At 50.7% G+C, this 12,289-nt stretch carries 11 protein-coding genes; 5 read left to right on the top strand and 6 right to left on the bottom strand.

Going from position 1 to position 12,289, the window contains the following annotated elements:
- Nucleotides 1-69: 69 nt before the first annotated feature.
- From recG to gmk, 5 genes are all read right to left on the bottom strand, one after another.
- Entirely contained in the window at nucleotides 70-2,181 is a 2,112-nt protein-coding gene (gene recG, locus CAG64_RS10410; RefSeq protein ID WP_337247448.1) for an ATP-dependent DNA helicase RecG, read from the bottom strand.
- 65 nt (nucleotides 2,182-2,246) lie between these two features.
- The gene (gene trmH / locus CAG64_RS10405; protein WP_021704632.1) at nucleotides 2,247-2,933 is read right to left on the bottom strand and encodes a tRNA (guanosine(18)-2'-O)-methyltransferase TrmH; all 687 of its coding nucleotides are present in this window, start codon (nucleotides 2,931-2,933) and stop codon (nucleotides 2,247-2,249) included.
- 70 nt (nucleotides 2,934-3,003) lie between these two features.
- A complete protein-coding gene (gene spoT, locus CAG64_RS10400; protein WP_161488264.1) occupies nucleotides 3,004-5,124 on the bottom strand; it encodes a bifunctional GTP diphosphokinase/guanosine-3',5'-bis pyrophosphate 3'-pyrophosphohydrolase in 2,121 nt (706 codons plus the stop codon).
- 51 nt (nucleotides 5,125-5,175) lie between these two features.
- Nucleotides 5,176-5,448, bottom strand: a complete 273-nt coding sequence (gene rpoZ, locus CAG64_RS10395) for a DNA-directed RNA polymerase subunit omega (protein ID WP_021704630.1) — start codon at nucleotides 5,446-5,448, stop codon at nucleotides 5,176-5,178.
- 103 nt (nucleotides 5,449-5,551) lie between these two features.
- Nucleotides 5,552-6,175, bottom strand: coding sequence for a guanylate kinase (gene gmk / locus CAG64_RS10390; protein ID WP_021704629.1), 624 nt, complete (start codon nucleotides 6,173-6,175; stop codon nucleotides 5,552-5,554).
- Nucleotides 6,176-6,528: 353 nt separating this feature from the next.
- On the opposite strand from gmk, the gene CAG64_RS10385 reads away from it, so the two are divergent.
- Entirely contained in the window at nucleotides 6,529-8,187 is a 1,659-nt protein-coding gene (locus CAG64_RS10385) for a BCCT family transporter (RefSeq protein ID WP_021704628.1), read from the top strand.
- A 467-nt stretch (nucleotides 8,188-8,654) separates the two neighbouring features.
- Here CAG64_RS10385 and CAG64_RS10380 read toward each other — a convergent pair whose 3' ends face one another.
- Entirely contained in the window at nucleotides 8,655-9,542 is an 888-nt protein-coding gene (locus CAG64_RS10380; protein WP_161452609.1) for a hypothetical protein, read from the bottom strand.
- Between the two features lie 411 nt (nucleotides 9,543-9,953).
- On the opposite strand from CAG64_RS10380, the gene CAG64_RS10375 reads away from it, so the two are divergent.
- The 4 genes from CAG64_RS10375 (at nucleotide 9,954) to CAG64_RS10360 (ending at nucleotide 12,256) form a co-directional block, all read left to right on the top strand.
- Nucleotides 9,954-10,598: an inovirus Gp2 family protein gene (locus CAG64_RS10375; protein ID WP_104966166.1), complete on the top strand. Its 645-nt coding sequence runs from the start codon at nucleotides 9,954-9,956 to the stop codon at nucleotides 10,596-10,598.
- A 60-nt stretch (nucleotides 10,599-10,658) separates the two neighbouring features.
- Nucleotides 10,659-11,333: an inovirus Gp2 family protein gene (locus CAG64_RS10370; RefSeq protein WP_161453553.1), complete on the top strand. Its 675-nt coding sequence runs from the start codon at nucleotides 10,659-10,661 to the stop codon at nucleotides 11,331-11,333.
- Nucleotides 11,334-11,387: 54 nt separating this feature from the next.
- The gene (locus CAG64_RS10365; RefSeq protein ID WP_024700458.1) at nucleotides 11,388-11,987 is read left to right on the top strand and encodes an inovirus Gp2 family protein; all 600 of its coding nucleotides are present in this window, start codon (nucleotides 11,388-11,390) and stop codon (nucleotides 11,985-11,987) included.
- Nucleotides 11,988-12,055: 68 nt separating this feature from the next.
- The gene (locus CAG64_RS10360) at nucleotides 12,056-12,256 is read left to right on the top strand and encodes an AlpA family transcriptional regulator (RefSeq protein ID WP_055035460.1); all 201 of its coding nucleotides are present in this window, start codon (nucleotides 12,056-12,058) and stop codon (nucleotides 12,254-12,256) included.
- Nucleotides 12,257-12,289 lie beyond the last annotated feature (33 nt).

Here is a 12,289-nt window from a genome sequence, read left to right as displayed (position 1 = left end):
TTTTTATTAAAAGCAAACGTTTGCTTTGTGAGGGGAAAAGGGGAGCTGTGGCGATATTGGTTGGAAAAATCACGCCTTGGCGTACACGTCGCGCTCACCGAGCCAGCGCTCGATAATGGCCGTGGCGTTGTCTGGATATTGCTGGTGAATGTAGCGGGCGATGCGCTGAACTTCCGGGATCAGGCGCTGATCGCGGACCAGATCGGCAATTTTGAAATCCGCCAGTCCGGTCTGTTTAGTGCCGAGCAGTTCGCCCGGTCCGCGAATTTCCAGATCGCGCTGGGCGATCACGAAACCGTCATTGCTTTCGCGCAGCACCCCCAGACGCTTTTGCGCCGTTTTGGACAGTGGCGCGTGGTAGAGCAGCACACAGTGGCTCGCCACCGAGCCCCGGCCGACGCGCCCGCGTAACTGGTGCAACTGAGCCAGGCCAAGTCGCTCCGGGTTCTCAATGATCATCAGGCTGGCATTGGGTACGTCCACCCCAACTTCAATCACGGTGGTGGCGACCAGCAGGTGGAGTTGATTGTCTTTGAACGCTTGCATCACCGCTTGTTTTTCGGCCGGTTTCATTCGGCCGTGGACCAGACCGATCTTGACGTCCGGCAGTCGGCGTTGCAGCTCTTCGGCGGTGTCAGCGGCGGCCTGTGCTTCCAGAACTTCGGACTCGTCAATCAGGGTACAGACCCAATAAGCTTGTTTGCCTTCGTCAAGACAGGCATGGCGGACACGCTCAATGATGTCGTCACGCTTGGTGGCCGGGATGGCGACCGTCTGGATCGGTGTCCGGCCCGGTGGTAATTCATCGATCACGGAGGTTTCCAGATCCGCGTAGGCAGTCATGGCGAGGGTGCGCGGAATAGGGGTTGCGGTCATGATCAACTGGTGAGGATACGCGCCTTGTCGGGCACCTTTCTCACGTAATTCCAGGCGCTGATGTACCCCGAAACGGTGTTGTTCATCAATGATCACCAGGGCCAGGTGATGGAACGCCACGTGTTCCTGAAACAGAGCATGGGTGCCGACCACCATCTGCGCTTCGCCGCTGGCAATCCGCGCCAGCTCGGCCTCTTTGGCTTTTCCTTTCAGTTTGCCCGCCAACCAGCCGACCTGAATCCCCATGCTTTCAAACCAGTTGGCGAAATTGAGTGCATGTTGCTCTGCCAGTAGTTCGGTGGGCGCCATCAGGGCGACCTGATAACCGTGCTCAATCGCCCGCACGGCCGCCAGCGCGGCCACCAGTGTTTTGCCTGAGCCAACATCGCCCTGCACCAGACGCATCATCGGGTGTGGCTGCGTGAGATCCGCTTCAATTTCTTTCACCACCCGTGACTGGGCTCCGGTCGGCGTAAAGGGCAACTGTGCCAGTAACCGCTGCTTGAGTTGTGAGGCGTCGGGCAGCGGCAATGCCGCATCACGCTGGCCTTGGCTGCGTACCGCCAGCATCGACAGATTCTGTGCCAGCAGCTCTTCCATGATCAGCCGGATTTGTGCCGGATGACGCCCCTGATCGAACTGGTCGAGATCGATGTCAGGCGGTGGCCGGTGAATGGTATGCAGAGCCTGAGCCAGCGTCAGTTGGTGGTCGTAAAGTCCGGTGGGCAGCAGTTCCTGCACCGCCGCTTGGTCCAGCAGTGCCAATGCCTGATCGGTCAGATTGCGTAAGGTGACTTGTCTCAGACCATCGGTGGTGGGGTAGACGGGTGTCAGGCTTTGCTCGACGTCCGGCTGACGTTCTGGCGCGTAAAACTTGTAGTCAGGGTGGATAATTTCCAGCCCCATATTGCCGCGTTTGATTTCACCGTATGCGTGCACCAGTTTGCCTTCGGCAAAGTTGTTTTTCATCGCGGCGGTAAAATTGAAAAAACGCAGCGTGATGGTGCCGTTACCGTCACTGAGTTTGACCGTCAGCATCTTGCGCCGGCCAAACAGGGTATCAACCGCCATGACTTTTCCCTGCACGGCGGCCCACAAGCCCGCATGCAGCTTGGCTACCGGGTAGACACGGGTACGATCTTCGTAACGCAGCGGCAGATGAAATAACAGGTCCTGAACGGTGTTGAGCCCGACTTTCGCCAGTTTTTCAGCCACTTTGGCGCCGACCCCGGACAGGGATGTTAGCGGAATAGCGGACAGTAACTGGGACATACGGGCTCTCTCGTTTTCGCGGTCAGTGGCGATAGTTAACCATTGGGCTGTGTTTTTGTACAGGAAAATTCACCCCAGTGTAGCCTTAGAGCTGAGGGTTATTTGCGCTGCATCTCCTGCCACCACTGTGGTTCGGCCACGATCTGACCGTCATCATCCAGAGGTGGATAGGCTAAGCCTTTGCGTTTGGCGACTTTGGCCAACACCGGGTGGCCGCGTTCAAACAAGGTACGGTGAATCTCATCGGCCGGCACCTGACTGGCGTCATTGTCGTACATCCCGGCGGCACTGCGTTGTCGCTGGGCTTCATAGAGGATAACCGCACTGGCAACGGACACATTGAGGGATTGCACCATGCCGAGCATCGGAATGATGATGTCCTGATCCGCGAGACGTTTGGCGGTCTCTGAGGCCCCGGCTTTCTCACTGCCGAGTATGATGGCGGTCGGCTTGGTGTAGTCGATGTCACGAAAATCCACCGCGCTGTCGGACAAATGGGTGACCAGCACCTGCATGCCCTGACGTTTCAGCTCGCCGATGGCGCTTTCGATGTCATCGTGGGTGTCAACTTCCACCCAGTTACGCGCCCCGGCAGAGGTGTGGCTCAGCGTACGCATCTTGTCATTCGGCCAGACCGCATGAATGCGGTGCAGTCCGGTGGCGTCAGCGGTGCGGATCACCGCGGAAACGTTGTTGGGTTTGTGGACTTCTTCCAGACACAGGGTCAGATCGGTCTGGCGGGCTTTCAGCACCTGCTGAATGCGTTGGTAACGTTCAGGATTCATAATTGGAGAAAAGGTTGCTCGCTAGGACAATACCATGCCCCTGACGGGTCAGGGGCATGAGTAACAGCGGTTAGTGTTTGCGGCGACGGACTTTCAGCGTCTGCGGCATGGCCTTAATCTTGCGCATGATGCTCGCCAGATGGACGCGATCTTTGGTCGTCAGCGCCACCGTCACGGTGTACAGGCGACCATCGCGTTCTTCGGTCGACAGGCCATGGATGTTAGAGCCAGTCTGCGAGATGACATTGGTCAGCTCGGCCAGAGCGCCTTGACGGTTTTGCATGTCCACCAGCAGCTCAGTAATGAACTCCTGATCGTAGTCACGTGACCATTCCACCGCCATGTACTTATCCGGCTCGCGCTGGTAGCCGCGTACGTTCGGACAAGTTTCACGGTGGACCACCAGGCCTCGGCCCGGTGAGACGTGGGCGATGATGTGATCGTCCGGAATCGGATGACAACAGTTGGCGAACGTCAGCAGAATGCCTTCCGCACCGCGGATCGGCAGTTTTTTCTTCGGTTGGCCGTCTTTGCCCATCACTTCCGTCAGTTCATCGGCATTACCCAGCAGACGACGGGCAATCACGATGCTCATCAGTTCACCCAGACCGATGGCTGCCAACAGATCGTCGGTCGAGCCAATTTTAAGGTCGCTCAGAACGTGTTGAATGTTATCGTCACTGATGTCGCTGAGCGATTTTTCGCCCAGAGCATGGTTGAGCAGGCGGCGACCCAGGGTGATCGACTCTTCCCGGCGCATGGTCTTGAGAACCTGACGAATCTTAGTGCGGGCACGGGAAGTCACCACATAGTTGAGCCAGGCGGCGTTCGGACGAGCGCCCGGGGCGCTGATGATTTCGATTGTCTGGCCGTTTTTCAGCGCTTTGCTGAGTGGGTACGGGTTGCGATCCACACGCGCGCCAACACAGGTGTTGCCGACATCGGTGTGCACCGCATAGGCAAAATCGACCGCGGTCGCGCCGACCGGCAGTTCAACAATGCGGCCTTTAGGCGTGAAGACGTAGATTTCGTCCGGGAACAGATCCGACTTCACGTTTTCGATGAACTCAAACGAGTTACCGGCACTTTGCTGCAGTTCCAGCAGGCTCTGCATCCAGCGCTGCGCTTTGATCTGCGCCGTGGTGCCGGATTTGTCGCCTTTATCTTTGTACGACCAGTGCGCGGCGACCCCTTTATCCGCCATTTGATCCATGTCTTCGGTTCGGATCTGAACTTCGACCGGTACCCCGTGCGGGCCGACCATCGAGGTATGCAATGACTGATAGCCGTTGGCTTTCGGGACCGCGATGTAGTCTTTCATGCGTCCCGGACGTGGTTTGTACAGGCTGTGTACCTGACCAAGTACCCGGTAGCAGGTATCGGCATCGTCCACCACCACACGGAACGCGTAGATATCCATAATGGTGTGGAAGCGCTGCTCTTTGCTCTTCATCTTGTTGTATATGGAGAACAGATTCTTCTCCCGGCCGAAGACCCGCGCTTTAAGGCCGACTTCCTGCAGTCGCCCTTCAATTTCAAGATGGATCCGCTGGATCATCTCTTTACGGTTCCCCCGTGCCGCTTTGACCACTTCTTTCAGAACGCGGTAGCGGTTCGGGTACAAGGCTTCAAAGCCCAGCTCTTCCAGCTCGGTTTTGATATTGTGAATACCCAAACGGTGGGCCAGAGGAGAATAGATTTCCAGGGTTTCGCGCGCGATACGGCGTTTTTTGTCCGGACGCAGGGCACCCAAGGTGCGCATATTGTGGGTCCGGTCGGCCAGCTTGATCAGAATGACGCGGATATCCTGGACCATGGCGAGCACCATCTTACGAAAGTTCTCGGCCTGGGCCTCTTTGCGATCGCGAAATTTAAGCTTATCCAGCTTAGAGACACCGTCTACCAGCTCCGCCACCGTCGCGCCGAACTGGGATTCCAGCTCTTCTTTGGTGACATCACAGTCTTCGATGACATCGTGGAGCAGTGCCGCTTGCAGCGTTTCGATGTCCAGGCGCATTTCCGCCAGGATCCGGGCTACGGCGACAGGGTGGATGATGTATGGTTCACCGCTTGAGCGGGTTTGCCCTTCATGGGCATCTCTCGCTACCACATAAGATTGACGCAGAGCCTCAATCTGAGGCTCTGTTAGGTATTCTTGGGCAACGTCTTTGAGGCTATCGAATAGATACAAATTTCAGGCCCGGAAGGTTAGGTAAATCGAAGCGCGTCTTGCGACAACCGCTTAGCGGCTGTGTGCGATGCTGCTAACCGCAGCCAGTTCAGCGGCTTCTTGTTCTTGCTGTTCCTGACGCTCACGTGCATCAAGAACATCCTTAGTGATCAGACCTTCTTCGATTTCGCGCAGAGCGATAACCGTTGGCTTATCGTTCTCTTCCGGCACTAGTGAATCTTTACCGCCAGTTTGCATTTGACGAGCGCGGCGAGCCGCAATCAGAACAAGGTCGAAACGGTTGCCAATTTTTTCAACAGCGTCTTGTACAGTTACGCGTGCCATGAGGACTCCAATAAGTTACTTAAATTTAGAATGACGAGAAATTATACAACCTAACTTGTTTATATTCTAGCAATTAGGTTGTTTGTATCGTAGGTGGCTTATGTTACTCAGCCAGTAGCGCGTCAAGCATGCCTTTATATTTAGCAGCTTGCTTGTCTTGCTTCAATCTTTCTGCACGGATGATCGCTTTGAAATCCATTAACGCACCATCAAAGTCGTCGTTAACGATCACGTAATCATACTCGTTATAATGTGAAATTTCGGACTTAGCTTCGGCCATGCGCTTGGCGATCACGGCGTCGCTGTCCTGTCCACGGGCGTTGAGGCGGCGTTCCAGTTCACCGTTGGACGGTGGCAGAATGAACACACTGCGTGCCTGTGGCATTTGTTGGCGGATCTGACGCGCCCCCTGCCAGTCGATATCGAGGAACACGTCGATGCCTTTTTCCAGATTCTCTTCGATCCAGATGCGGGATGTGCCGTAGTAATTGCCGAACACTTCCGCGTATTCCAGAAACGCGTTCTGCGCAATCAGGTCTTCGAAGTGCTCTTTTTGCACGAAATGGTAATGTACGCCATCTTGCTCACCTGGGCGCATACCACGGGTAGTGTGGGAAACAGATACTTTCATCGCGTATGTCGGATTGGTTTCCAGCATCGCGGAAATTAAGCTCGATTTACCAGCACCACTCGGTGCTGAAACGATATATAGAGTACCTTTGCCCATCTGTACGGTTCCACATTGGTTCGGGGTGAGGCCGATATTGTTGCATCGACACGTTAAAGATAGCACTGACCTGCATGCGTTCGCATGGCTGGTGAAATTTAGGTCAGAAAAATGGAGGCGAAGAGTAGCACGATCCTCAGGATCTTCTCAAGACCATTCCCGCGTTCGTCAGCGTGTCGCAAATTGAATAATGGCAGCAAATTCTGATTTTTCTTACCTGGTGAGGAGAATTTTATTGATTACAATGGGGCTGTTATACACTGATAAGGTTCTGTGTTTTAAATTTTTTAATCTTAGTCCCTGTCACAGAACGTAATTAATTTAGGGCTTTGACGATTTTAAGGGGAAGTAAAGTGAGTAGTGACAATGGAGGTCTGCCGCGTCCGGATGGCAAGGTAGACCCGATCGATACCGACTACACGGTCGGTCAGGATAATGTGGTGGTGAATCTCGGGCCGTTTGGTCTTGATATCCATAACCGGGTGTTTGCCATTTCAGGTTTGGCGGTGGTGTTTTTCGTCTTTGCCACGCTGATCTTTCGTGAGCAAGTTGAGCCGCTGTTTGTGCATTTGCGTGACTGGCTGACCTCGAGCATGGACTGGTTTTTCCTGTCGGCCGGTAACTTTTTTGTGGTGGTGTGTCTGGCACTGGTGATTTCGCCATTGGGCCGGGTTCGCATTGGCGGGACCGAAGCGGTGCCGGATTATTCCTATTCAGGCTGGCTGGCGATGCTGTTTGCCGCCGGGATGGGGATTGGTCTGGTGTTCTTTGGTGTGTCCGAACCGATGTCGCATTTCAGCACTGCGCTGAGCGGTCCGGTGATGGAAAACGGTGTGCGTACCGACTGGGCACCGCTCAATGGCGCGGCCGGCGATGTTGACGCAGCGCGTTCTCTGGGGATGGCGGCGACCATTTATCACTGGGCACTGCACCCGTGGGCGATCTACGCTTTATTGGCGCTGGGTCTGGCGATTTTCTCATTCAACAAAGGCCTGCCGCTGACCATGCGTTCAGTCTTTTATCCGCTGTTTGGGGAACGCGTCTGGGGCTGGACTGGTCATGTGATTGACATTCTGGCGGTGGTCGCGACTGTGTTTGGTCTGGCAACGTCGCTGGGTTATGGCGCGTCTCAGGCCGCGACTGGTCTGAACTTCCTGTTTGATGTGCCGATGGGCGACACCACGCAGATCGTGTTGATTATCGTGATCACGGCGCTGGCGCTGATTTCGGTACTGGCGGGTCTGGATGGCGGTGTGAAGCGACTGTCGGAGATCAACATGGGGCTGGCGGCGTTGCTGCTGCTGTTTATCGTGATTGCGGGGCCGACGCTGGCGATCGTAACCGGTTTCTTCGATAACATCGGTTCGTACCTGACCAATCTGCCAGCGCTGTCGATGCCGTTTGAGCGTGAAGATGCCAACTATTCTCAAGGCTGGACGGCGTTTTACTGGTCGTGGTGGATCTCCTGGTCGCCATTTGTCGGCATGTTCATCGCACGTGTTTCCCGTGGCCGCACCGTGCGCGAGTTCATCATTTGTGTTCTGCTGATCCCATCAACCGTGTGTGTGTTCTGGATGACGGCGTTCGGCGGTACGGCGATCAGTCAGTACATCAACAGCGGTTATGAAGCGGTGATGAACGCCGACCTGCCACTCAAATTGTTTGCGATGCTGGATGTGATGCCATTTGCTGAAATCACCTCTTTTGTCGGCATTGTGCTGGTAGTGGTGTTCTTTATTACCTCGTCGGACTCGGGTTCGCTGGTGATCGATACCATCGCCGCTGGCGGTAAAGTCGACGCGCCGACGCCTCAACGTGTGTTCTGGTGTACGTTTGAAGGCCTGGTAGCCATCGCTCTGATGCTGGGGGGCGGTCTGGCTGCTGCTCAGGCAATGGCGGTGACCACGGGTCTGCCGTTTACCATTGTGCTGTTGATTGCGACGGTGTCGCTGATCAAAGGTTTGATGAGCGAACCAAGGCCGAAGGCCAAACTGGCGGCAGACAACAAGTAACGCCGAGCATTAAAAAAGCCCTGAACTCAGTTCAGGGCTTTTTTTGATCGGAGTGCGTGGATTACTCGATGTTCTGGATCTGTTCGTCGAGCAATAATTTTTATTATTTAAAAATCAAAAACTTAGTGGTTTTTTATTGTCTGATTTAGAATTTTACTACCCAATATACTACCCAGTTGGTTTAAGTTGCTATGTTTCTTACGTTGACAATAGTTCTGTTTTTGATGAAATAATCGTCACTCAGTCACTTTAAGTTGTGACAGTATCCTGTAGTTCAACTATCGATTACTATGTCGCCAGAATATTAATGATAATGATGTTCATTTGCATGTGTTCTGTTTGACTAATCGAGGCACCAAGCTGTAAGAGTGAGTTATATTTGTATACTGAGGTTCTACACATAGTGTCATGTAATTCTGCCGTAAACAACTGTGCCTTTGTTTTAGGTGTAGCTACACCCGAAGCATCTAGAGCAGAGCTCGATAGGCGTGAGCTTTAACCACCTCCTCCACCTTTGGCTTTCTTACTAAGTTCAAGAGTCTCACTTTAAGAGTGTATATTTTATTTTGATACCAGAAGAAGCCTTCCTTACCATGTAGATAATAATCTGGCTTTTTGGAAGTTAAGTTTTCCTCTGTGTCATCATAGATGCTTTCTTGAGCGGCAATGCTTTTTATGAAGTTGTCATAATCTTGTTCAGGGGCAGTCTGAATCTTAGGTGTACCTGCTTCTGGCTTTTCTTTTGGTATTGTTTTCCCTTTTCTAAATAGAGACGTAAATTTCAGTACAAATGTGCTGGTAGGTTCAATAAAACAAGGAAGAGTCACCTTGTCGATATCTGCCCGTCTTTGGTGAAAAACGATTAATCCCATTTCTTCGAGTGATTTGATACTGACGGTTATCTTACGGCTGTTAGTTCCAAGTCTAGTGGCCAGCATTTTTATCCCCATTGGGATTCCGCCTAGTTTCTCATCATAATTTTTTGCTAGCAACATACACAAACAAATGAGAGTAGATTTTGGCTGTTGCCTGATGCTCTTTTCTTCGAAATAACGATAGATGTTTTGATACTCAACGAATTCATCAGCTATGGGTTTATTTCGAAATCTTGATTCGCTTAACGGACTGAATGGCATCAGGTAAGCGTCATCAAAAGGGGTGAACCCCGGCCATATTGACTTTAGTTGTTCCCAGTTTTTTATTCCCAAATAACGTGTGGGAGAGTGACGATTTTTATCAATAACTAGCGTCTTTGAATACCCTCCTGAAAGCAAAATATAACTGTCTTGCCTATCAAACGGGTTGATGAAATTGTGGAGCTGGTAGGTTGTATCTGTTATCTGATTTGGGGTCATAGTGATCTACTTATTGGTAGCTGTTTTTAGCTGATTATTTATGTTCATAAAGTGTAGTCCGATTGATCTATATAAATAAATTATTTTTTGGATTGTCACTTTTTATGTGAGTGAACTCCAGAAGTAAAAATGCATGAGCCGTGATTTTTGATAAAAAATGAAGGTTAGCTGGTTGGATTTAGCCGATGTGAAGGCTCAGTAATCACCTAAAAACAGAGTGGGAGTGAATCGAGGGGGATCGGTAATTAATAATATATATACCTCTCCATCTACTCATCTAATCCCACACCTCAACCAACGACCTCATCACTCGATATCTTGGTAGGGGATGGGGTCCCCTACCCAAAGAGAGACTTAGAAAATAACGTCACTATCAGTACCTATGTCATTAACAAAACATAGGTCTCTATCATGTCTAAAAATCTAACCATCACACACGAATCCACTTTCAACGGAAACAAGGTATACATCGACAAGGAGGGTTTAGTCGTTGAATACCTTGAAGGGATAGAATCAGTCCTTGAGAAAGCTCTAGAGCAATATGCGAGACTTTTTATCGTTCGAGTGGACCTCAACTTACCAACAGACTTTAGAGGGGATGATTCAGCAGTGATGACTCGTTTCTTCCGCTCTTTGAAATCTCAGGTAGCGGCATATCGAAGACGTAGTGCTCGGTTAAATCGCAAACCCTATCGAGAGACCACTATTCGTTATGTGTGGGCTAAAGAATGTGATACCTCAACGAGCAGTCATTACCACGTTGCACTTATCTTTGACCGGAACATATTTCGCTCTCTGGGGGATTTTGGAGAGTATCAGCAAAGTTTGGCTAACCGTATTCGTAATGCATGGAAGCGTTCAGTGGAAGCCATGTACTCAGGTAAAGAGAAACCAGCTATCCATTTCTCCAAACAAGGCCAGTATCACTTGCTACGTAACTCTGAGGAGTTTGAGGAGGTGTTTCAATCTGTCTTTTATCGACTGAGCTATCTAGCGAAACGAAGAACGAAGCATTTTGGAAAGCGTATGAATAATTTCGGCCATAGTCATAAGTAGCTTAAAAATAACGGTAGTAACAGTTCCTGTGGGAATCACAACAAACCACAGGAACCAATCATGATTCATCAACTCAACGAGGCTCATCAAAGAGTCCACACCATCACTCATGACCGAACCTTTAATGGAAAGCCACTCTACTACCACAAGGATGGTCTCGTTCTCGAATACCTAGAGGAGATAGACCGAGTGCTGACTGAAGCACTAAACCAATACCCAAGAATCTTTGCTGTTCACATCAACCTAAACCTACCGAGTGACTTCGGGGAAGATTACCTAGCGGTGTTTGCCCATTTCTTTCGTATTTTAGAATCGGAGACTAATGAGCTCTGTAAGGACAAATACACCGACAGAACTTATCAATACCAGCAAACGGTCATTCGCTATATCTGGACGAGAGCCAGTGAATCCACCAGCGATCACCATCATCTTATCTTGCTCTTTGATAGGGATCTCTTTCAAAACTTCGGCACTGGACGAGAGGGTTGGGGACGTTTTCTTTACAAAAAAGTGAGAAAGACATGGGATAAGGTGGTTGAAGCTTATTACAGCCAACCATGCTCAGGATTAGCTTATTCCCCTACGAATGAGGGCTTTGAGCTGTTGTCTGACGCTCAAGTGTTCCCGCTACAGTTAAACGAATTCTTCTATCGAATCAGTCGTCTTGCGAAGCCCATTGCCAACCGGAACGATCACCGCAACAAGAGCTTTGGTTGCAGTCACGACTCACCTTAAAAAAGTACAGCGCGAGTAATGCCTATGTCATTCACACTCTGAGAGGTATTACCCATGTCGAACACAACCCACCTTCCAACCATTACTCGTGCTAGAACATTTAAAGATTATCCATTGTTTTACAGCAATAAGGGACTTTATGAATCAGCGCTTACCACGATGGATAAGGTCTTTGATCAGGCTCTCACTCAGTATCAACGTACTCTTGCGATGCGTTTGGATTTATACCTGCCTAAAGATCATCAAGACACCGATCTCAGCATCCTTAATGATTACTTTGACATTCTGAAAGAGAAAATCGATGCCGATTCGTTGCCTTATATATGGCGTAAGCGAGCTGATAAAACCCCTTCACATAACTACCGAGTAATGCTGTTTCTTGATGATAGTCAGTACTTCGGCCCTGCCATTTGTTGGGATAAAAGTAATCAGCTTGTGGATCATCTAAAAACAGCTTGGAAGGAAGCGATAGAAAAGCACTACAAAGGCAAAGAGCGATCAATGATCTTGTTTAACGACCGAGGGAACTATGGACTAGGAACACGCTGTAAGAGCAAAGATACCAATATAAAGCGTTGTGTCTTCCACCGTCTGAGTAGCTTTGCTGAAGCGTGGAAAGAAGAGCGTTACTGCTTTGGCTCTAGCCTAGATTAGATTAGGCCGACTGCACTTTTTTACCGTGGCGGCTTATCCATGGGTATATACAAGAGGAGACAATTCCCATGAGATTTCTACGACTTAAAGACGTAATGGCGATTACAGGGCTAGGCCGCTCCACTATCTACAAGTTCATGGCTGATGAAACCGATTTTCCGAAGAGTGTGCCACTCGGTGGACGAGCGGTGGCTTGGGTAGAAAGTGAAATCGAGGAATGGATGGAGTCGCGTCTGAGCATGCGAGACAACGCAGAATCCTTTCAGTAACACAAACATCAAATCACATCATCAACGGGGCGC

The organism is Vibrio sp. V38_P2S17PM301, assembly GCF_009904845.1.
Classification (GTDB): Bacteria; Pseudomonadota; Gammaproteobacteria; order Enterobacterales; family Vibrionaceae; genus Vibrio; species Vibrio proteolyticus.
This window is presented reverse-complemented; position numbering and strand designations above follow the sequence as displayed.